The 21,508-nt window shown below is 70.1% G+C and carries 18 protein-coding genes; 14 read left to right on the forward strand and 4 right to left on the reverse strand.

Annotation, left to right across the window (positions count from 1 at the left end):
* Window positions 1-4 precede the first annotated feature (4 nt).
* From D0B54_RS05130 to D0B54_RS05165, 8 genes are all read left to right on the forward strand, one after another.
* The gene (locus tag D0B54_RS05130; protein ID WP_117289819.1) at window positions 5-943 is read left to right on the forward strand and encodes an enoyl-CoA hydratase/isomerase family protein; all 939 of its coding nucleotides are present in this window, start codon (window positions 5-7) and stop codon (window positions 941-943) included.
* 70 nt (window positions 944-1,013) lie between these two features.
* On the forward strand, window positions 1,014-2,216 hold the full coding sequence (locus tag D0B54_RS05135; RefSeq protein WP_117289821.1) for an MBL fold metallo-hydrolase: 1,203 nt from the start codon (window positions 1,014-1,016) through the stop codon (window positions 2,214-2,216).
* A gap of 81 nt (window positions 2,217-2,297) precedes the next feature.
* Window positions 2,298-3,053: an SDR family NAD(P)-dependent oxidoreductase gene (locus tag D0B54_RS05140; RefSeq protein WP_117289823.1), complete on the forward strand. Its 756-nt coding sequence runs from the start codon at window positions 2,298-2,300 to the stop codon at window positions 3,051-3,053.
* Window positions 3,054-3,057: 4 nt separating this feature from the next.
* Window positions 3,058-3,831 carry an enoyl-CoA hydratase/isomerase family protein gene (locus D0B54_RS05145; RefSeq protein ID WP_162932223.1) on the forward strand — a complete coding sequence of 258 codons (774 nt, stop codon included), beginning with the start codon at window positions 3,058-3,060 and terminating at the stop codon, window positions 3,829-3,831.
* Between the two features lie 331 nt (window positions 3,832-4,162).
* Window positions 4,163-5,038 (forward strand): 4-hydroxy-tetrahydrodipicolinate synthase, encoded by an 876-nt coding sequence (gene dapA, locus D0B54_RS05150; RefSeq protein WP_117289827.1) that lies wholly within the window; start codon window positions 4,163-4,165, stop codon window positions 5,036-5,038.
* Window positions 5,039-5,112: 74 nt separating this feature from the next.
* Window positions 5,113-6,333, forward strand: a complete 1,221-nt coding sequence (locus tag D0B54_RS05155) for an NADH:flavin oxidoreductase (RefSeq protein ID WP_117289829.1) — start codon at window positions 5,113-5,115, stop codon at window positions 6,331-6,333.
* Window positions 6,330-7,283 (forward strand): oxidoreductase, encoded by a 954-nt coding sequence (locus tag D0B54_RS05160; protein ID WP_117289831.1) that lies wholly within the window; start codon window positions 6,330-6,332, stop codon window positions 7,281-7,283. The genes D0B54_RS05155 and D0B54_RS05160 overlap by 4 nt, the downstream gene beginning before the upstream one ends.
* Window positions 7,284-7,529: 246 nt before the next feature.
* Window positions 7,530-8,384, forward strand: coding sequence for a putative bifunctional diguanylate cyclase/phosphodiesterase (locus D0B54_RS05165; RefSeq protein WP_162932224.1), 855 nt, complete (start codon window positions 7,530-7,532; stop codon window positions 8,382-8,384).
* Here D0B54_RS05165 and D0B54_RS05170 read toward each other — a convergent pair.
* Window positions 8,368-9,834, reverse strand: a complete 1,467-nt coding sequence (locus tag D0B54_RS05170) for a phospholipase D-like domain-containing protein (protein ID WP_117289835.1) — start codon at window positions 9,832-9,834, stop codon at window positions 8,368-8,370. The genes D0B54_RS05165 and D0B54_RS05170 overlap by 17 nt on opposite strands.
* A gap of 113 nt (window positions 9,835-9,947) precedes the next feature.
* On the opposite strand from D0B54_RS05170, the gene D0B54_RS05175 reads away from it, so the two are divergent.
* On the forward strand, window positions 9,948-11,498 hold the full coding sequence (locus D0B54_RS05175) for an acyl-CoA carboxylase subunit beta (RefSeq protein ID WP_117289837.1): 1,551 nt from the start codon (window positions 9,948-9,950) through the stop codon (window positions 11,496-11,498).
* 197 nt (window positions 11,499-11,695) lie between these two features.
* Complete coding sequence (locus D0B54_RS05180; protein WP_117289839.1) at window positions 11,696-13,624, forward strand: PcfJ domain-containing protein; 1,929 nt, start codon at window positions 11,696-11,698, stop codon at window positions 13,622-13,624.
* A gap of 90 nt (window positions 13,625-13,714) precedes the next feature.
* Here D0B54_RS05180 and D0B54_RS05185 read toward each other — a convergent pair whose 3' ends face one another.
* Complete coding sequence (locus D0B54_RS05185) at window positions 13,715-14,188, reverse strand: hypothetical protein (protein WP_117289842.1); 474 nt, start codon at window positions 14,186-14,188, stop codon at window positions 13,715-13,717.
* Window positions 14,189-14,327: 139 nt separating this feature from the next.
* On the opposite strand from D0B54_RS05185, the gene D0B54_RS05190 reads away from it, so the two are divergent.
* Complete coding sequence (locus tag D0B54_RS05190) at window positions 14,328-15,725, forward strand: TAXI family TRAP transporter solute-binding subunit (RefSeq protein WP_240433553.1); 1,398 nt, start codon at window positions 14,328-14,330, stop codon at window positions 15,723-15,725.
* 34 nt (window positions 15,726-15,759) lie between these two features.
* On the opposite strand, the gene D0B54_RS05195 is transcribed toward D0B54_RS05190, so the two are convergent.
* A complete protein-coding gene (locus D0B54_RS05195; protein ID WP_117289844.1) occupies window positions 15,760-16,269 on the reverse strand; it encodes a DUF1993 domain-containing protein in 510 nt (169 codons plus the stop codon).
* 115 nt (window positions 16,270-16,384) lie between these two features.
* Entirely contained in the window at window positions 16,385-18,235 is a 1,851-nt protein-coding gene (locus D0B54_RS05200; RefSeq protein WP_162932225.1) for a putative bifunctional diguanylate cyclase/phosphodiesterase, read from the reverse strand.
* A 149-nt stretch (window positions 18,236-18,384) separates the two neighbouring features.
* Here D0B54_RS05200 and D0B54_RS05205 point away from each other — a divergent pair, with 149 nt between their 5' ends.
* Genes D0B54_RS05205 through D0B54_RS05215 form a run of 3 tightly spaced genes read left to right on the forward strand, consistent with a single transcriptional unit; the run spans window position 18,385 to window position 21,480 of the window.
* Complete coding sequence (locus D0B54_RS05205) at window positions 18,385-19,581, forward strand: adenylate/guanylate cyclase domain-containing protein (RefSeq protein WP_117289848.1); 1,197 nt, start codon at window positions 18,385-18,387, stop codon at window positions 19,579-19,581.
* A gap of 52 nt (window positions 19,582-19,633) precedes the next feature.
* Window positions 19,634-20,701 (forward strand): bifunctional DNA-binding transcriptional regulator/O6-methylguanine-DNA methyltransferase Ada, encoded by a 1,068-nt coding sequence (gene ada, locus D0B54_RS05210; protein ID WP_301331508.1) that lies wholly within the window; start codon window positions 19,634-19,636, stop codon window positions 20,699-20,701.
* Window positions 20,698-21,480 carry a DNA-3-methyladenine glycosylase family protein gene (locus tag D0B54_RS05215; protein WP_117289852.1) on the forward strand — a complete coding sequence of 261 codons (783 nt, stop codon included), beginning with the start codon at window positions 20,698-20,700 and terminating at the stop codon, window positions 21,478-21,480. The genes ada and D0B54_RS05215 overlap by 4 nt, the downstream gene beginning before the upstream one ends.
* Window positions 21,481-21,508 lie beyond the last annotated feature (28 nt).

The following is a 21,508-nucleotide window of genomic DNA, read 5'->3' on the forward strand; positions in this document are numbered from 1 at the left end:
CGCCATGACCGAGCAGATCCACGTCGAGCAGCGCGGCCGCGTGCTGCTGGCCACCCTGGACAACCCGCCGCACGCGCTGATGAGCGCGGCCATGGTGGGCGAGCTGGACAAGCTGGTGACCCGCGCCAGCGACGACGACGGCGTCGGCGCCGTGGTGCTCACCGGCGCGCATCCCGAACGCTTCATCGCCCACTACGACGTGCGCGAACTACTGGCCCTGGCGCGCAGCGCGCCGGCCCTGCCCGAGTCCGTGGTCAAGGCCAGCATCGGCGCCCTGGGCGCGCTGGAGATGATCCCCGGCAGCGGTCTGCTGATCGACCGCACGCCGGCCGCCGGCCTGGTGCAGCTGCGGGCCTTCCACGACACCATGAGCCGCATCGGCCGCAGCGGCGCGGTGTTCATTGCCGCGATCAACGGCGTGGCCCTGGGCGGCGGCTGCGAGCTGTCGCTGGCCTGCGACCTGCGCCTGATCAGCGACGACGGCCTGATCGGCCAGCCCGAGATCCTGCTCGGCATCCCGCCGGGTGGCGGTGGCACGCAGCGCCTGGCGCGCCTGATCGGCCGCGGGCGGGCGCTGGAGCTGGTGCTGGAAGGCCGCCCGGTGCCGGCCGCGGAAGCCGAGCGCATCGGCCTGGTCCACCGCGTGCTGCCGCGCGCGGGCCTGATGAACGAGGCCATGGCCACTGCCGAGCGCATGGCGCGCCGGCCCAAGGCCGTGGTCGCCGGCTGCAAGCGGGCGGTGCTGGAGGGTGGCAACCTGCCGCTGGAAATGGGCCTGAAGATGGAGCAGGCCGTCTTCGTTTCCTCCCTGGGGCTCAAGTCCACCCAGAAGGCCATGGAGGCCTACGTGGCGGAAATGAACGCCAGCGGCGACGTCGCCGCCGCCAACCCGGCGATGCGCGACCGTCTGGTGGACGGGACCTTCATCGACTTCAGCGGCTAGCAGCGCGTTCCATCCAAGGCAGGCCGGTGGCGGCGCGTTAAGCTGCCGCTGTTCCCGACGGAAAAGTCCGATGAGCCTGCGCCTGTTGCCGTTCCTGTTGTCCCTGGCCCTGGTGGCGGGGTGCTCGCGGTCGGAAGGCGTGGACGGGGCCGCTCCGGGCGGCAACCTTGGCGATGTGCCCGCAGCGCAGTGGCAGCCGCTGCCGCTGGCGCCGGCCGTGAGCGCCGAGGTGCAGGCGGCGCGCGATCGCATCCTCGGGCCGGGCGCCACCGATCCGGCCACGGTGAAGCTGTGGTGGTACGGCGTTTCCAGCTTCATCGCCTCGGCCGGCGGCCACCTGTTCCTGTTCGACGCCTGGGAGTCGGTGGGCCTGCAGGAGGACTATGTCCCCATCGGCCGCGAGGAACTGGCGGCGATCCAGCCGGAAGCGATCCTGATCGGACATGGCCACTTCGACCATGCCGCCGACGCTGGCTACGTCGCCGGGCATACCGGCGCCGCGCTGGTGGCGGGCCAGACGGTCTGCAACACCGCCCGCGAGCGCGCCGCGCAGCTGGGTGCGATGGCGGCGTTTCCCTGCCTGGTGCTGGGCTCGCGCGAATCGCCCGGCCCGGGCGGGCTGCAGTCGCTGCGCCTGTGGCGCGACCTGCCGCCGCTGCAGGTGCTGCAGCACATCCACTCGGCGGTCGATCCTTCTGACCTGCTCACCGGCGGCCTGCCGCTGATCTTCGTGCCGCAGGTCCTCAGCTACCTGGAGCACCTCAACACCGACCCGCAGGAGATCGCCGGCTTCCTGCAGGCCCTGACCGACGACGGCCTGGTCGGCCAGCCCCAGGGCGGCACCTGGGCCTATCACCTGCGTGTCGGCGACTTCAGCCTGCTGTGGCACGACTCCACCGGGCCCATCGGTGACGAGGAGCCCGAGGGGCCCGCGATCCAGGCCGCGCTGGGCGGCTTTCCCGGCTGCGTCGATGTGCAGGTCGGCGCCATCGTCGGCTTCGGCATGGTCACCAGCGGCCTGCGTGATTCCACGCTCTATGTCGCCAGCGCCCACCCGCAGCTGTTCATCCCCAGCCACCACGACGCCTGGGCGCCGGTGCTGGGCGGCGGCGCTGCGGCCTACGAGACGCAGTGGCGCAATGCCCTGGCGAGCCTGGAGCACCCTCCCGAGCTGGACTACCTGCGCGACCCGCTGGACTACATGGTCCCGCGCGTGTTCCGCGTGGCCGATCCGCGCTGGAAGGAAGTGATGCCCGGTTCGGCCTGCGAGTAGTCCTACTCCGCCCGGATCAGGCCGCCGCTGCCGTGGCTGGCCGATAGTGCCTGCCGAACTACAGGCATATCGGAGAGAGACATGGCGAAGCTGCAGGGCAAGGTGGCGCTGGTCACCGGCGCGGGTCAGGGCGTGGGGCAGGGCATCGCATTCGCGCTGGCCTCGGAGGGTGTGTCGGTGGCGGTCACCGGCCGTACAAAATCCAAGCTCGATGCCACCGTGAAGGAAATCGAGAAGCGCGGCGGCAAGGCGCTGGCGCTGGAGTGCAACGTACGCGATGCGCAGTCGATGAAGGACTGCGTCGATGCCGTGGTCAAGCACTTCGGCAAGCTCAACATCCTGGTCAACAACGCCCAGGAAGTGCCGCTGGGCGCGCTCAATGCGGTCAGCGACGAAGACTTCGCCGCCGGCTGGGAATCTGGCCCGCTCGCCACTTTCCGCCTGATGAAGCTCTGCCATCCGCACCTGAAGGGCGACGGCAACATCATCAACTTCGGCTCCTCCGCCGCCAAGCGCTGGGACATGGCCGGCTACGGCGCCTACGCCGCCGTGAAGGAAGCGATCCGCCAGCTGACGCGCGCCGCCGCCTGCGAGTGGGCGCGCGACGGCATCCGCACCAACGCCATCCTGCCGCTGGCCAATTCTCCGGCCATGGAATGGTGGACGCGCGAGCGCCCGGAAGAATCCGCGGCCTTCATCTCCACCGTGCCGCAGGCCCGTGTCGGCGACTGCGAACTGGACATCGGGCGCTTCGTGGTTTCGCTATGCTCCGAGGATTCGCGCTACATCAACGGCCAGTCCATCGGTGTCGATGGCGGCCAGGCACTGGTGGCTTAGGACAATGACGACGAACGAATACGTATCCGTAGAACGCAACGGTGGTGTCACCACCCTGACGCTGCGCGCCATCGGCCGCATGCCGGTGCTGTCGCTGGCCTCCGGCAACGCGCTGGCCGATGCCGCCGAAGCGCTGAAGGACGACGCCGAGACCCGCGTGGTAGTGCTGCGCGGCGACAACGGCCAGTTCTGCGCCGGCGGCGACATCGCCGCCATCCGCGACGCGCTGCCCGATCCGGACCGCCTGCTGGGGCCGATCATCGACGGCCTGCACCGCACGGTGCGCAACCTGCGCGCGCTGCCGCAGCCGGTGGTCGCCAGCGTCGCCGGCGCCGCTGCCGGCGGCGGCATGTCGCTGGCCGTGGCCTGCGACCTGATCGTGGCCGCCAGCGATGCGCGCTTCGTGGTCGGCTACGGGGCGCTGGGCACCTCCTCCGACGGTGGCCTGAGCTACACGCTGACGCGCCGCATCGGCGCCAACCGCGCCATGGACGTGATCCTGGCCCGCGGCATGCTCGACGCGGCCACTGCCCACGCCTGGGGCCTGGTGGCGAAGCTGGCCGAGCCGGCCGCGCTGGAGCCGGAGACGGCCGCCTACGCCGCCCAGCTGGCCAAGCAGACGCCGCAGGTGCTGCGCGAGTTCAAGCAGCTGATCGGCAGCTCGGCCGAGCCGGATTTGTCGGCGCGCCTCGACGCCGAGCGCGCCGCCTTCCTGCGCTGTGCCAAGACCGAGGATTTTGCCAGGCGGGTCAATGCCTTCCTGGAAAAGAAGCGCTGAGCTTCTTGTCCCCTCTCCCGCTGGCGGGAGAGGGTTGGGCTTTTGCGCTCGCCCCCGCTTTGGTCTACCCTGCGCGCCGCCATGACCCCGCAAACCCTCGCACTCGCCTTCACGCAGCCGCCCCGCGGCCCGCAGGCCTGTGGGCGTCTGGCGCAATCCTTCGGCAAATCCAAGAAACAGCTTCTCGCCTGACGGGATCGCTGTCCCGTCGGTCGATGCCGACGGAATGCCTGCTCGCCGTACCCCTGTAGTTCCCGCAGTCCTCCGCCGGCCTTGAGCCGATGGTCCGCGTTTCCGACGCCCACCATCCATCAACACCAGGAGCGACACCATGACTGCATTCCAGGGAATCTGGGTACCTTTGATCACCCCCTTCCGCAACAACCAGCCCGACCTCGCCGCGCTGCAGCGCCTCACGCAGCATCTGCTGCAACAGGGCGTGGACGGCCTGGTCGTCTGCGGCACCACCGGCGAGCCGGCCACGCTGTCCCACGACGAGCAGCTGGGCGTGCTCGCGGCGGTGCGGGAGGTGGCCGGCGAACAATGCCCGCTGGTCTTCGGCGTCGGCGGCAACGACACCGCCGCGATGCTCGAACAGCTGCGGACGCTGGAGCGCGAGCCGGTGGCCGGCTGGCTGATCAGCGCGCCCTACTACACGCGGCCCTCGCAGGAAGGCATCCGCAGGCATTTCGAGGCCCTGGCGGCGGGCACGGAAAAGCCGATCCTGCTCTACAACGTTCCCTATCGCAGCGGCGTGGCAATGGAAACCGCCACGCTGCTCGCCCTGGCGCAGAACCCGCGCATCGCCGGCATCAAGCAGAGTGCCGGCTACGACCTCGACCAGCTTTCGGCCCTGATCCACGACACGCCTTTGCAGGTGCTCAGCGGCGAGGACGCGCTGATCTTCACCTGCGCCTGCCTGGGCGGGCAGGGCGCCATCGCCGCCGCGGCGCACATACGGCCGGATCTCTACCGCCGCATGCTGGCGCATGTGCGTGCCGGCGAACTGGAGGCCGCGCGGCGCCTGCACCATGCCCTGCTGCCGTGGACACGCCTGCTGTTCGCCGAGCCGAACCCCGCGGCGATCAAGGCGGCGCTGGCGATGATGGGGCTGATCCCGGACGGGCTGAGGTTGCCGATGGTGGAGGCGTCGGAAGGTCTGCGGCGACGCATCGAGCAGGTGCTGCCGGCGGTACTGGCTTTGTGACACTGCATATGGACGAGGCCGGGCATCGGAGGGACCGATAAGGTCCCCCCGTACCCGAAGGGAATCGCCAGTCCATGACCAGCTCCGCCGCCTTCACCCCGATCCAGATCGGCCCGCTCAAGCTGCGCAACCGCTTCATCAAGTCGGCCACCAACGAGGGCATGGCCAAGGGCGGTGTGCCGTCGAAGGCGCTGGTGGAGCACCACCGCAGCATGGCGGCGGGCGGTGCGGCGATGACCACGGTGGCCTATTGCTCGGTGAGCCCGGACGGCCGCACCTTCGAGGACCAGGTTTCGCTGGACGTCCCGAGCCTGCCGCATCTGCGCGCGCTGACCGACGCGGTGCACCGCGAGGGCGGCGCGGCCTGCGCGCAGATCACGCACGGCGGCGCCTTCACCTTCCTGCCGAAGCTGTCGAGCGGCTCGCCCTTCAGCGCCTCGGGCGGTTTCAACGCCGCTGGCGTGCTCAGCGGCCGCTTCCTCAAGACGGCGATGACGCGCGCCGACATGGACCGCATCGCCGCCGAATTCGTCGCCGGCGCGCGCATGGCAAAAGAGGCGGGCTTCGACGCCGTCGAGATCCACATGGGCCACGGCTACCTGCTGAGCCAGTTCATCTCGCCGCGCTACAACCGTCGCCGCGACGAGTACGGCGGCAACGCCGCGCAGCGCACGCGCTACCCCGCGGAAATCCTCAAGCGCGTGCTCGACGCGGTGGGCCGCGAGCTGGCGGTGACCTGCAAGATCTGCGTCACCGAGGGCTACAAGGGCGGTGCCGGTGCGGCCGAGGCGGTGGAAGTGGCGAAGGTGCTGGAGCGCGAGGGCGCCAACCTGCTGGTGCTCAGCGGCGGCATGAACGTGGAAGCGCCCTGGGCGATCTTCGGCAGCAACATGCCGGCCGCCGCGGTGGAGTCGGTGCAGAGCCCCATCATCAAGATCGCCACGCGCATGATGCGCCTGTGGGAGCCCAAGCTCACTTTCCACGAGATGTACTTCCTCGAGCACTCGCGCCAGGTGCGCGCGGCGGTGAGCATGCCGCTGGCCTATCTCGGCGGCGCCAAGTCGCTGGCCGGCGTGCAGCAGGCGATGCAGGACGGCTTCGACTGCGTGGTGATGGGCCGCGCGCTGATCCACGATCCGCAGCTGGTCAACAAGTTCGCCAGCGGCGCGGTCACGGTGTCCGGCTGCACCGCCTGCAACGAATGCGTCTCGCAGATGTACACGCCGGGCGGCACGCGCTGCGTGCTGACGCAGCAGGCCAATCCCGAGCTGAACCGCATCCCGGGCGCTGCATGAGCACCAACACGCTGGAGTGGTCGCGCGCCCACCTGCCGGACCTCTCCGGCCACCGCGCCCTGGTCACCGGGGCCGCCTCGGGCCTGGGCTACGAGACCGCACTGGGCCTGGCGTCGCGCGGCGCCGAGCTGATCCTGGCCGACCGCAACGAGCCGGGCGGCGTGGCCGCCATGGCCCGCATCCGCGAGGCCGTGCCCGGCGCTCGCCTGGAGTTCCGTGCGCTGGACCTGTCCGAACTGGCCAGCGTGCGCAAGCTGGCCGCAGCGGTGGTGGCCGACGGCCGGCCGCTGGACATCCTGGTCAACAACGCCGGCATCCTGCCGCCGCTGGCGCGCCGCAGCACCGCCGACGGCTTCGAGCTGAAGTTCGGCATCAACGTGCTGGGGCATTTCGCGCTCGACGCCTTGCTGCAGGACAGCCTGCGCCGCAGCGCCGCGCCGCGCGTGGTCTGGGTCAGCAGCCTGGTGCATCGCCAGGGCAAGCTGTACTTCGACGACCTGCAGCTCGAGCAGCGCTATACGCCGGAGCGCGCCTACAACCAGGCCAAGCTGGCCTGCCTGGTGCTGGCCCTGGAGCAGCAGGCACGCGCCAGCGCCGCCGGCTGGAACCTGCAGGTGCTGGCGGCGCATCCGGGCATTTCGCGTACCACCATCGGCGACAGCCGCCAGGGTCAGCGCGCGCAGCGCCTCAGCGACCACTTCGCCGACCTTGCCTTCCGCGCGGTCATGCGCTGGCTCAGCCAGGCGCCGGGGCAGGGCGCGCTGCCGATCCTGCAGGCCGCGGCGGCGGCGGATGCCCAGGGCGGCGAGTTCTACGGCCCCGACGGCATCGGCGAGTTCCGCGGCCTGCCCAGGCGGGTCAAGCCGTCCGCGCCGGCACTGGACCCGGTCACGCGCCAGCGCCTGTGGTCGGCCTGCGAGGGGCTGACGGGGGTGAAGGTGGGGTTCTAGGGGGTTTCCGTTCTGGCCAAACGACGACCCCTGGTGACGCCGTCCATGGCGGGACTTCATCTCCCGATCTAGCCCCGGCCCGGCCATCCATGGCCGGGCGTTCGGCGGGACGGATGTCCACCGGACATCCGTCTTTGTCCGCCTCACCCCCCGATCCCGGGTGGGGAAAATCAGCCCAAGACCCCTTAGTCTGGCCCCTTGGCCGCTACATTAGGGCCCAAATCCGGGGGGGAGCCCATGTCGAGCATGGCTGACGATCAGGCCTTGTTCTCGTTGAGCCTGTCGGCCGATCTGGCGGCAGCCGCGGCCGACCCCGAACTGATCGCCCTGCAGCGCCGCCTGCAGGACGCCCTGCTGATGCAGCAGCTGCGCATGGTGTTCCAGCCCATCTTCGACATCCACAGCCTGCGCCTGCACTCGGCCGAAGCCCTGCTGCGCTGGCGCCATCCCGAACTGGGCGAAGTCAGCCCCTCGCGCTTCATCCCGCTGGCCGAGCGCTCCTCGCTGATCATCGAGCTGGGCCGCCACGTGCTGGACCAGACCACGGGCCAGATCGCACAGTGGCAGGCACAGGGCCTGGCACCGGTGCCGGTGGCGATCAACGTTTCCGGCGCGGAACTCAAGGACCCCGAATTCCCGCAGCAGGTCGCCGCGGCCTTGCAGCGCCATGGCCTGGCGGGTGAACTGCTCGGCGTCGAGGTCACCGAGCATGGCCTGATCTCCGACTTTCCGCGCGTCACCGAGAACCTGCACGCCACCGGTGCCCTGGGCGTGGGCTTCTCGCTGGACGATTTCGGCACCGGCTATTCCTCGTTCAAGTACCTGCGTCACCTGCCGATCCGCGCGCTGAAGATCGACCGCGAGTTCGTCGCCGGCGTGGACGTGGACGTACGCGACCAGCGCATCGTCCGTGCCATGGTGGCGCTGGCGCATTCGCTGCAGGTGAAGGTGATCGCCGAGGGCGTCGAAACCGAGGCCGAACTGGCCACGCTGCGCAAGCTCAAGTGCGACTACGTGCAGGGCTTCCTCACCGGCCGCCCGATGGCGCCGGAGGATTTCGCGGGCTTGCTGTCGGCAGCGGGCGCTACAAGCCCCACTTGATCGCCGCCGCGCCGCGCTCCTTCAGGCGCTGCGTCCAGGGCCGTTCGCCCCAGGCCCTGGGGTCGATGGCCCTGGCCGACTTCATGTCCTGTTCGAACATCTGCTCCATCTGCCAGCCGAAGTCGCGGCCGATGACGACGGCGTTGGCCTCGTCGTTGAGGATGAAGCTGCGGTAGTCGAGATTGGCCGAGCCCACCGTGGACCAGGCGCCGTCGATCACCGCGGTCTTGGCGTGCAGCACCGTGTCCTGGTACTCGTAGAGGTGGATGCCGGCGTCGAGCAGGCGCTGGTAGTGCGAGCGCGCCGCATGCATCATCAGGTTCACGTCGCTCTCGCCCGGCATCATCAGGCGCACGTCCACACCGCGCTTCGCCGCATCCTCCAGCGCCGCCACGAAGGCCTCGTTGGGCGCGAAGTAGGCCTGCGTGATCCAGACGCGCTGGCGCGCCTTGCCGATGGCGGTGATGTAGCTGGCGTAGATGCGCGACTCGTCGGCCTTCCTGCCGCGCAGTGCGTCCCAGGCGCCGTCGGCCGGTGCCATGAGGTTGTCCAGCAGATCCTGGCCCTGGTCCACCACCACGCGCACCATCTGGTCGCCGCGGCGGCGGATCGGCGGGAACAAGGCCTGCGGCGGGTCCTCCACCTTGCCGCCCAGCTCGCCCCACCAGCGCAGGAACTGGCGCTGGAACTCCGCCACCACGGGACCCTCGATGCTTACCTGCGTGTCGCGCCAGCCGCGCTTCGAGCGGCTGCCGGAGCCTCCGCCGGAACGGCTGCCGATGCGCGAGCCGCCGGACGAGGAGCCGGAGTAGTCGTCGGTGATGTTGATGCCGCCGGTGAAGGCCTGGTCGCCGTCCACCACCAGGATCTTGCGATGATTGCGCCGCGTCACCCGCCACAGCCGCGGGTCCTTCAGCGGATTGACGCTGTTGAACTCGCGGATCTCCACGCCGGCTTCCTCCAGGCGCCTGCGGAAGGCCTCGCCCGCGCCCATGCCGCCGAGTCCGTCGACGATCAGGCGCACCCTCACGCCGGCGCGCGCCTTCGCGGTCAGCGCATCGGCATAGCGCTGGCCCAGCTCCTCATCGGTGATCAGGTAGATGTCCAGGTGAATGTGGCGCCTGGCCCCCGCGATCGCCTTGAGCTGCGCGCGGTGCGTCTCCGGGCCGTCCTTGAGCAACTGCACGCGGTTGCCGCCAATGAGGGGACGCCGGGCGATCGCCGACTCGATGCGGCTCACCTCGGTGACGAAGGCGAGGTCGCCATCGCCCACCACCGCGCGCAGCTGGGCCGCGCTGGGCGCGGGGCGCTCGCCGGGGGCAGGGCTGTCTGCCAGGGCGCGAGCCTCGATCTCCTGCGGCCCGCTCAGGCTGGCGCAGGCCGTCAGCAGCAGGGCGCCGGCCAGCACCGCCCAGCGGCTTCCTGCCGTAGTCCCGCTCGCCTGATCCATGGCGCACTCCTCGGCGGCGAGGAGCCGCTGTCTCCCAGTGACCCTGGCCGTGGGCGCGGGTTCCGTGGCCGCTGCCGGGCGGTTAGGCTGGGGACCTCCTACCGGAAGCTTCCATGACCGCCACCGAGTCCAGCGACCCCTACCGCCTGCAGGAACTGGCCGAGCGCGACGCACGGGCGCGGGAGATGGGTGGCGAGGACAAGCTCGCCCGCCAGCGCGCCAAGGGCCGCGGCAATGCGCGCGAGCGCGTCGAGCGCCTGCTGGACCCCGGCAGCTTCGACGAGCAGGGCCTGCTCGCCACCAGTGATCTCCCCGAGGCCGCCGACAAGACCCCGGCCGACGGCAAGGTCTGCGGCTGGGGCCGCGTCGATGCGCGCGAAATCTACGTCAGCGCCGACGACGTCACCGTGATGGCCGGCGCCGGCGGCCGGGTCGGCGTCACCAAGGCCTACCGCGGCATGCAGCTGGCTGCCGGGCGTGGCCATCCCTGCATCGTGCTGGGCGACGCCGGCGGCGCCCGCGTGCCCGACATCATGGGCTCCGCCGGCATGATGAGCATGGTCTATCCGATTCTTGGCGCCGATCCGCGCGACCGCCGCGTGCCGCTGATCACCGCCATCATGGGCGAGTGCTTCGGCGGCTCCGCGTGGACCGCCTCGGTGTCCGACATCGTGCTGCAGGTGAAGGGCAGCGCCATGTGCGTCGGCGGCCCCTCGATCCTGGAGATCGCCACCGGCGAGAAGGCCACCACCGAGCAGCTCGGCGGCTGGGAACTGCATGCGCGCACCACCGGGCAGGTGGACCTGTTCGCCGACGACGAGGAGGAATGCCTGGCGCTGGTCCGGCGCGCCCTGTCCTACTTCCCCGATCATGCCGGCCTGCTGCCGCCGCAGGCTGCCGCACCCTCGGTGTCGCCGCGGCTGGAAGACATCATGGACCTGGTGCCCGCCGACCCGCGCCAGGTCTACGACATGCGCCGCGTGCTGGAGGCCGTGGCCGATCCCGGCAGCGTGCTGGAGCTCAAGCCCCTGTTCGATCCCAGCCTGATCACCTCGCTGGCGCGCATCGGCGGACAGGTGGTCGGCATCCTCGCCAACAACCCCAGGTTCATGGCCGGTGCCATGGGCCCCGGCGCCTGCCAGAAGGCCGTGTCCTTCCTGTGCCTCTGCGACTCCTTCCACATCCCGCTGGTCTTCGTGCACGACACGCCCGGCTTCTTCGTCGGCCGGCGCGCGGAAGAGGGCGGCATGCCGCTGCGCATCATGAACTGGATCGCCGCCCTGCAGCAGAGCAGTGTTCCGCGCATCAGCCTGATCCTGCGCAAGTCCTACGGCATGGCCCACTGCAACATGTCCGGCGGCAACATGGGCAGCGACACCCTGCTGGCCTGGCCCACGGCAGACGTGTCCTTCATGGCGCCCGCGGTGGCCGTCAACGTGGTCTACGGCCGCAAGCTGCTGGAAATGCCCGACCCCCACGCCGCCCGCAGCGCCTACATGGAAGACATCGCCCGCGCCAACGCGCCCTGGGATGCGGCGGCGAGGGGATACATCGACCGGGTGATCGATCCGCGGGAGACGCGGGTGGAGTTGATGCGGGCGCTGGGGCGGGTGCGTGGGGTGAAGAGTCAGCGCAGGCTGGCGAACTGGCCGCGGATGGCGTGAGGGTGAATTGACGGACCTGACGAGCCAGTCAGCTTTGACGCATTTGCCGGATTGGAGATACAAGCGGGCGTAGGGTGGGCAAACATCTTCAAGTTTGCCCACGCGGTCCAGGTCCCGTGGGGCGAGCCAATGACCCGCCTGTCGCCAAGCGACACGTGATCGCCTGGCTTACGAAAATCGCATAACCGAAATTCCGCATGGACCTTCATACCGCCTGGAAAGCCGTACAGCATCATCTCGGCCGCGAGTTGCCCGCCGCGCTCGGGCGCAAGGCGGCGGCCGCTTGGTTGCAGGAGGCCGCGGGCCTGCGCTTCCTGGTGGTCGAGCCGCGCAGGTTCCTGCACGGCAGGGGCCTGCTCTCGCTGGCGGTCGGCAGCGTTGGCGGCGAAGCCTGGTACCGCACGCTGGGCTTCCATGAATCCGGCCTGCTGGAGTTCCGCGAAGGCCCTGCCAGCGACTTCGCGCTCGATTCTTCCGGCGCGCCCTTGGGCAAGGCGCTGACTCCCGACGAGCAGATGGAACTGCTGACAGCTGGCCCCTTTTCTGCCGAAGGACTCTCGGAAGTGGTGTCGAAAACCGGCGACCATCTGGGCTTGCGGATTGCGGGCAAGCTCACCGGCGCAGCCAACGATGTGTACTCCGTCTACCAGGCCGCGGCCGTCGATGCCGCCCGCGTTGCTGCCGCGCAGGCCTCTGCCCGGCTGATCCGGGGCCTCCCCGACTGGATCGCAGGCATTTCGCGCGGTGTGCCGGTGCCGCGCAACCTGGATGCACTCAACTTCTTCCTCGATCCTGTCGATGGGCCATGCCGTGTGCAGGCGGTGCTGACCTATCCGGCGGCGGCCGGCGGGCTGATGTCCGGGCCCGCAAGGCGCGCGATAGACAGCGGCAAGCCCCTGGCGCCGGTGCTGATGCGCGCCATGGGCATGAACAAGGCGCAGGTCAATGCACTGCGCTCGCCGGAACTGGCACGTTCGCTTTGCGTCATCCTCGACAGCGGCCGCCACGGCTGGCCTGCGCTGGAGAAGGCCATGGCGGCGATGCCCGGCAAGTCCATGCCCTGGAACCGCGCCGCGCTCGACGCGGGCGCGGCCCATCCGGTCGCGTGGGCGCAGTTGGGTCGCAGCCTACAGAAGTACCCGGCGACGTTCACGCTGGTGGACGGGGCGCCCTGGATTCCCGGCTTCAGCGACGACGGCGACTGGAGCGACGAGGCGCCCGGCGTGCAGCGCCTGGCGACCTTGCGCGACACCCTGACCTGGATGCAGGAGGCGATCCTCGCCAGCCTGCCCCGGCGTTTCGAGCGCGACCGCAGGCGCGCGGTGGCCTGGGCGGCGCGCGCGATCGACGCCTACTTCGACAGCCGCAAGCCCGAGCAGATCGCGCGCCTCGACGACGAGCTGCACCAGATGGTGGTGGCGCTGCGCGGCAAGCTGCCGACCATTCCGACGCGACTGCCGCCGATGCTGGCCGACGGGGCCTCTTCCGGCATCCGCTATCGCCAGCTCGACACCATGGAGGACTATGCCGAGGAGGGGGCGGCAATGAACCACTGCGTGTCCACCTACTTCAGCGAGGCCATCGAGGGGCGCTATGTCGCATATGCCATCGAGGCGCCGGAGCGTGCGACGCTGGGCCTCTGGCTGTCGATCTCCAACCAGGGTACCGCCAGCGAGCCGGTGTGGATCGTCCGCGCCAGCTTCGACCAGGTGCGCGGCCCCGGCAATGCCGCCATGCCGCAGCGCTACCATGAACTGGGTGCGCAGCTCGCCGAACGGATTTCGGGGCTGAGGTTGGATGCTTCCGTGGTGGATGGTTTCCGCCTTGCGCAGACCGACCGCTCCCGCAAGGAAAACAACGCCTGGAAGTACCCGCTCTACGAAACCCTGCGCGAGCGCCTCTGGCAGACCCTGCCGGCGGAGCTGGCCGGCAAGGCTGGCGGCTTCCGCGAAGCCCTGGCGGCCGAACTGGAACCGCCCCGCCCGAAGCGCAAGCGCCCGCCGCTGACGCCGCTGGACTACTTCCTGCCCGACGAGCCGCTGCCGCCGCAGTTCGATCCTTCGGTAGAGGCGCCGCCTGTAGCAGAGTCGCCGGGCAAGGATGATGAGTCGAGAAGTGATACATAAACCAGCTGGTGTAGGTTGGGCTGAGCGTAGCGATGCCCAACATCCCCGACCGCGGCGTTGGGCATCGCTACGCTCAGCCCAACCTACGGGTTACTGGCGTATGAAATACCTCAACGCCGCATTCAACCGCTCGCAAGCCCGCTCACACTCTCCCCGGTCACTCGACTCCGCGAAATCCACAACCCCGCCATCCGGCGTCTTCACCCGCGCCATGAAATAGGGATCGCCCTCGCTGTCGCGAATCTCGATGACCGTAGCCGGGCCCAGTTCACCGGCAGGCAAGGTCTTGCGCACGACGCGGAAGGGATAGCGCCAACTCATCCGCACCTGGCCATCGCCGCTCAACTCCAGCTGGTAGCAGGGCTTGCCCGCGACGAAAATCAGCAGGCCCAGCCCGGCGAACCAGAACAGGGCGCCGACGACCAGCGTCGCGTGCAGGGAGTAGTCGTCCGGCGGGCCGTCGCGTACCACCACCCAGGTCATGGCCAGCAGCATGCCCAGCCACGCGGCGGCGAAGCCCCAGAGGAAGCCGGCCTTGCGGTTGCGGAATGTGATCGCCTGCATGCGTCGCCCGTATTCACCCATGCTCGCTGCCCAGCATAGCCGCCCGGGATGACGCCCATGCGCGGCAGGCCGGCCCCGTCTCCCACATTCCCCCGATCTGGTGCAAGCTGCGCCCTGGGCTGATTGCGAGGATGCCGGTGTGAGCGAAGCAGGAAATTCCAGGGAAGGAAGAATCGAGGCCGCGCGCCGGCGTTTGCGCAACCTGCGTCCGGCATCCGTCGTGTCCTGGCGCGATGCACTGGCCACCCTGCTGCCGATCGTCCTGCTCATGGCCCTGGCGGTGTTCGCCACCGAGCATTTCATCCGGCCGGCACCGCCGCACAAGCTGACCATGGCCGGCGGGCCGGAAGGCAGCAACTTCCGCACGGTGGCCGAGAAGTACCAGAAGATCCTGGCACGCAGCGATATCGCGCTGGAGATCGTTCCCTCGCGGGGCTCGGCCAACAACCTGGACCTGCTGGTGGACCGCCAGGTGGACATCGCCCTGGTGCAGTCCGGCGTGACCCGGGAGGGTGGCACGGATGACTTGCGCTCGCTGGGCACGATGTTCCGCCAGCCGGTGTCGATCTTCTACCGCTCCGACAAGCTGTTCACGCGCCTGTCGGAGATGGCCGGCATGCGCATCGCCATCGGCCGGCCGGGCAGCGGCAACCGTTTCCTGGCGCTGGCCCTGCTCAAGGGCAACGGCATCGAGCCCGGCGGCAAGACGCAGTTGCTGGACATCGAGGGCGAGGCCGCCAGCGCGGCGCTGACCAAGCACGAGGTGGACGCGATCTTCCTCTCGGGCGACTCGGCCAGCATCAGGACCGTGCGCCAGCTGATGCGCGCGGAAGGCATCCGCCTGTTCGACTTCGTGCAGGGCGAGGCCTATGAGCGTCGCTTCCGTTATCTCAACCGCCTGCAACTGCCGGCCGGCGCCTTCGACCTGGGGGCCAACCTGCCGGAGAAGCCCATCACGATGATGGCGCCGACGGTGGAACTGCTGGCGCATGCGGACCTGCATCCGGCGCTGTCGGACCTGCTGGTGGAGGCGGCGCAGGAGGTGCACAGCCGCTCCTCGCTGATGCAGAACCCGCGCGAGTTCCCGCACCCCATCGAGCACGACTACCCGATGAGCGACGACGCGGCGCGCTACTACAAGTCCGGCAAGGGCCTGGCCTACCGCTTCCTGCCGTTCTGGCTGGCCAGCCTGGTGAACCGCGCGGCGGTGATCCTGGTGCCGATGCTGGTGGTGCTGATCCCGGCGCTGCGCTTCGCGCCGGATATCTATGGCTGGCGCATCAACCGCCGCATCTACAAGCGCTATGGCGAGCTGATGGCGCTGGAGCGCGCGACGCTGGAGCCAATGACGCCGGAGCAGCGCACGGCCCTGCTGCAGCGCCTGGCCGAGATCGAGAAGTCCATGATCAACGCCAAGGTGCCGGGCGCCTATGCCGACCAGAGCTACATCCTGCGGCGCCACATCCAGTTCGTGCGCGAAGGCCTGGTGTCGGCTGAGGCGCGCAAGCCGGACGACACGACCCCCGTGACGGGCTGAGGCGGCAGGCCGGCGCCCGCGCCCCGCCCCGGGCTCAGGCGTCCTGGATCTGCAGGCCGCCGATGAAGTCCATCTTGCCCACGTCGACGCCGTTGTGGCGCAGGATCGCGTAGACCATGGTGACGTGGAAGTAGAAGTTGGGAATCGCCAGGCCCTCCACGTAGTCCTCGCCGTGGAACCATTTGCCGTCGAGCCAGGGCGGGGCGACCTTGCGCTCCGCGGAGCCGGCGAAGTCCTTTTCCTCCACCGTGGCCAGGAAGGCCATGCAGGCAGCGATGCGCTGGCGCAGCTCGGCGACGGTCTTCTCGGTGTCGGGATGCGCCGGCGCCTTGCTGCCGGTGAGGTAGGCGGCGGCGAACTTGGCCTGGTCGCAGGCGGCCTGCACCTGCTGCGCCAGCGTGAAGGCGTCGGGTGCCAGGCGCGAGGCGGCCAGCACGTCCACCTCGTACTTCTTCGCCGTGGCATGGGCCTCGGCCCGGTCCAGCCACTTCTCGATGTTCTGCAGCATCTTGCTGAACTGGCGGATCACGTCATAGTGGCTCATCGCTAACTCCTGTGCTGGATCGTGAGGTCTGGCCGGCAGGGCGGGGCCTGCCGGTCCCGAAGGACCCGGGGAGGATAGGCCTGTGGACATGACAAGTCATGTCAGCCCCCTTCCCCTAGGGGGCGGTCCCGCCGGGGCGCAGCAGCCGCGCCAGTTCCTCCGGCGGCAGCGTCGCGCCGTAGTGGTAGCCCTGGGCCTCGTCGCAGCCGAGCCTGGCCAGCGCTGCCGCCACCTCGGCGGTCTCCACGCCTTCGGCCACGGCGCTCAGGCCCATGCTGTGGGCCAGGTCGATGCTGGTGCGGACGATGGCCGCGTGGCGCGGGTCGCGCAGCATGTCGCGCACGAACATCTGGTCGATCTTCATCACGTCCACCGGCAGGCGGCTGAGGCGTGCCATGGAGGAGTGGCCCACGCCGAAGTCGTCCAGCGAGATGCGCGCGCCGGCCTCGCGGATCAGCCGCAGCGTCTCCAGGCCCTGGTCGGTCTCGTCGCAGATGGCGCTCTCGGTGATCTCGAACTCGATGTGCTGCGGCGGCACGCCGGATTCGGCGAGCTGGCGCAGCACCGCCTCGGTGAAGCCGCGGTCGCCGATGGCGCGCGCCGACAGGTTGATCGACAGCGCCAGCTCATGCCCGGCCTGTTGCCAGGAATGCCAGGCGCTGCCCGACATGCGCAGCACGGCCAGCGTGAGATCCACGATCAGGTCGCTCATCTCCGCCAGCGGGATGAATTCCCCGGGCGAGACATTGCCCAGCTGCGGATGGCGCCAGCGCAGCAGTGCTTCCACGCCGAGGATCCTGCCCTCCGGCAGGCTGACGCGCGGCTGGAACACCGCGAACAGTTCCGCGCGCTGGTCGGCACCGCGCAGGTCGTGGATCAGGCCCAGGCGCCGCGCCGAACTGCGATCGCGCACCGGGTCGTAAAGCAGGCAGCCATGCAGCGTGCCCTTGGCGTCGTGCATCGCCATGTCGGCGCGCAGCAGCAGCTCATGGCCGTCGCTGCCGTGTTCCGGGCAGAGGCTGATGCCGAAGCGGGCGGTGACCGCCAGCCGGGCAGCACCGATGTCGATCGGCTCGCGCAGGCAGGCCTGGATGCTGCGCGCCAGCGCCAGCGGATCCGCGCCGTCCTGCAGCGGCAGCCACAGCGCGAACTTGTCGCCGGACAGGCGCGCGACCCGCGCGCCCGGGGGCAGGTCTGTTGTCAGCCGCGAGGCGATGGCGCAGAGCACCTGGTCGCCGGTGCGATGCCCCAGCGAATGATTGATCTCGCCGAAGCGCTCCAGGTCCAGCAGCATCAGCGCATGCGGGCCGCAGCGCTGCAGGTCCATGGCGCCCAGTTCCTCGCGCAGCCGCGTGAGGTTGGGCAGGCCGGTGAGCGCGTCGCGCCGCATCTGCTGGTAGAGGCGCTCCTGCAGCTCGCGGCGCTCCTGGCTCTCCTGCAGCATCACCACGATGTCGGCCACCGTGGCGCAGAACTGCTGCTCGTCCAGCGACCAGCGGCGCGCCGGGCCGACGTGTTCCAGGCAGACGATGCCCACGGTATGGCCGCTGCGGCGCACGGTGGCGTCGAGCATGGAGCTGATGCCCAGGGGCTTGAGGTAGCCGGACGCGAATTCGCGGGTCGCCGGATCGTTGCAGGCGTCGTGCGCGGCGATCGCGCGGCTGTGCGCCAGCGTGTGGAAATACACCGGGTAGTCCTCGGCGCGGAGCATCTCGCCGCTGGAATGGCTGTCGCTGCCGTGGAAATGCAGGTGCCGGCAATGCAGCCGGCCCGCCGCCTGGTCCAGGTCCCAGATGCTGACACGCTCCACGCCGATGACCTCGGCGACGCGGCGCGTGAGCCGGGCGTAAGCCTCGGCCAGGGGCAGCAGGTCGAGCCGTTCGGAGGTCAGCAGCTGTACCAGCACGCCCTGCTGGGCGCGCACGCGCTGTTCGGCGACGACGTCCTCTCCCATCGCGTTAGGCACCCGAAGTCTCCCCCTGTCCCAGAGTTAACACGCGGCCGGGACCGGCGCAAGGCGGGGGCTGTTGCCGCGGCGCCACCCCGGCCGGCCCGTTCATCGGGAATACGGAACTCCGTTAGGAGATACCGGCACCGCCCCTTAAAATATTCGACATGAGCCAACGCGACCTCGCCCTGCCGCTGTGCCGCCTGCTTGCCGCCTGGTGCGTGCTGCAGGGCCTGCAGCAGTTTGCACAGGCCCTGGCCGGCCCGGTATCGGTGGTGGTGGGCGGCGGCCTGTGGCTGCTGGCGGCGGTGCTGCTCTGGACCCAGGCCGGGCGTATCGCGCCCTGGCTGTTGCCGCCGGGCGCGGGCACCACGCCGCGCCGCGGCGCGGCCGGCACCGAGCGTCGCCAGGGACAACTGCTGCTGCTCGCTGCCGGTCTGCTGTTGCTGGCCGACGCGATGGCCTCCGGCGCGGGCATGGCGATGCGCGCCTGGCTGGCGCCCTCGCGGTTGCCGCTGCTGCTGTGGGCGCCACAGCTGGTGGTCTGCGTGCTGCAGCTGATCGCGGGTCTGGCGCTGCTGTGGCTGGCGCGGCCGCTGCTGGAGCGTGCCATCCCCGAGGCGTCGCCGTCGCAGGGCCTGGACACGCGCCTGCCGCGCGCACTGGGCGAGATGATCGGCAGCATCGGCCTCACCGGCATCAACAAGCTCACCGAGCTGGCGCTGACGCTCAAGGACGAGGCCGAGGGTCACGCGATCCGCGCGGTGAAGTCCTCGATGGACATGGTGATCGCAGCCGTGCAGGGCCGGCGCCCGGATTTCTCCGGCGCACTGTCGGCCGACGGCACGGTGACCATCGTGTTCAGCGACATGGAAGGCTTCAGCGCCATGACCGAACGCCTCGGCGACCAGGACGCGCACGAGGTGATCAAGCTGCACAACCAAGTGGTGCGCAAGGAACTGCAGCGCGAGAACGGCAAGGAGGTGGAGCTGCAGGGCGACGGCTTCCTGCTGGCCTTTGCCGATCCGGCGGCCGCGCTGCGCTGTGCCATCGGCATCCAGCGCGCCTTCGCGCGGCACAACGCCCGGCATGAGGGCGAGCCGATCCGCGTGCGCATCGGCCTGCATACCGGCACGCCGATTCAGGAGGGCGACCGCTTCTTCGGCATCACCGTGATCCTGGCGGCGCGCATCGCCGCGCTGGCGCAGGGCGGCGAGATCCTGGCCTCGGCGGCGCTGCACGAGCGCTGCGCGGGAGATCCGGACTTCCACTTCGGCGAGCCGCGCGAGGCGGAACTCAAGGGCCTGGCGGGCCGTCACCGCATGCATCCCCTGTCGTGGACCGACTCCGCAAGAAGCGGATAGGCCCAGCACCTGCGGCCGGCGACACTGGCTGCAGGTAAACAGGAGCATGAACATGGACCACGAACTCTGCTGGCAGGCCGTACAGGAACGCGATGCCTCGCGTGACGGCGATTTTTACTACGGCGTGCTGACCACCGGCGTCTACTGCCGGCCGTCCTGCGCCTCGCGCCGGCCCTTGCGCAAGAACGTGCGTTTCTACGGGACACCCGCTGCCGCCGAGGCCGACGGCCTGCGCGCCTGCAAGCGCTGCCGCCCGCTGGAATCGCGCGCCGACCGCCGCACCGTGGCGCGCATCGAGGCGCTGTGCCGCTACATCGAAAGCCACGCGCAGGAGCCGCTGCCGCTGGAGACGCTGGCGGAGCAGGCGCACCTGAGTCCCTTCCATCTGCAGCGCCAGTTCAAGGCCGTGACCGGCGTCAGCCCGCGGCAGTACGTCGAGGCCTGCCGCCTGCGCACCCTGCGCCAGGGCCTGCGCGAGGGCGCCTCGGTGACGCGCGCGATCCATGACGCCGGCTTCGGCTCGGCCAGCCGTGTCTACGAACGCGTCGGCACACGCCTGGGCATGACGCCGAAGCAGTACCGCGCCGGCGGCGCCGGCGTGGCGATCTCCCATGCCGTGTCGAAGACGCCGCTGGGCCTGCTGATGATGGGCGCCACCGACCGCGGCCTGTGCTTCGTGCAGTTCGGCGACAGCGAGGCCGCCCTGCTGGAGCAGCTGCAACGCGAATATCCGGGCGCGGAGCTGGCGCCGATGGATGGTGCGCAGCGCCAGCAGTTCGCCGCCTGGATGCAGGCGCTGACGCAGCACATCGAGGGCGCGCCGCCGGCGCGGCAGCTGCCGCTGGACCTGCGCGGCACCGCCTTCCAGATGAAGGTCTGGGCCTACCTGCAGCAGATTCCCGGTGGCGAACTGCGCAGCTACACCGAGGTGGCCGTGGCCATCGGCGCACCGCGCGCGGTGCGCGCCGTGGCCTCCGCCTGCGCTGCCAACCGTGTCGCCCTGCTGGTGCCCTGCCACCGCGTGATCCGCGGCGACGGCAGCCTGGGCGGCTACAAGTGGGGCCTGGAGCGCAAGCGCACGCTGATCGACCGCGAACGCGCGGCCAAGGCGGGTTCTTGAGAGTCCTGGCCGAACTGCCGCTGCGCCAGGCGCTGCCCTGGCCGGTACTGCTGGACTACCTGCAGCCGCGCCTGATCCCGCTGCTGGAGCGCATCGCCGATGGTGCCTACGAGCGCCGCGTCGGCGAGGACTGGTTGCGCATCGCGCCCTCGGCCGATGGGCAGCAGCTGCAGATCGCCGCGGAGAAGCGCATTGCCGTCGCCGGCCTGGCGACACGCGCCGCGCGCCTGTTTGCGGTGGAGGAAGACACGGCACCTGCGCTCAAGGCCCTCTCGCGCAGCGCCGTGCTCAAGCCCTTGGTGAAGCGCATGCCCGGCCTGCGACCGCCGGGCTGCTGGGATCCTTTCGAACTGTGCCTGCGCACGATCATCGGCCAGCAGGTCAGCGTCGCCGCCGCCGGCACGCTGATGCGCCGCCTGATTGAGCGCTGCGGCACGCTCGCCCCCGAGGCGCTGCTGGCCGCCGATCTCGAACAGATGGGCATGCCCGGCCGCCGTGTCGAAACGCTGCGCGTGCTAGCGCGGGCGGTGGGTGACGGGCTGCGGCTGGACGGCAGTTGGGAAGAGATCAACGCCGGCCTGTCGACACTGCCCGGCTTCGGTCCCTGGACGCGCGGCTATCTCGCGATCCGCCTGGGGCGGCAACCGGACGCCTTTCCGCATACCGACCTGGGGCTGGTGCGGGCGGCGGGTGCGGAGAATCCGGCGGCGCTGTTGCTGCAGGCGGAGGCCTGGCGGCCGCATCGGAGCCTGGCGGCTACTTTACTGTGGGCTGGCTAAGGCCTGTTGTGTAGGAGCCAGCTTGCTG

It is taken from the genome of Solimonas sp. K1W22B-7, assembly GCF_003428335.1.
Classification (GTDB): Bacteria; Pseudomonadota; Gammaproteobacteria; order Nevskiales; family Nevskiaceae; genus Solimonas_A.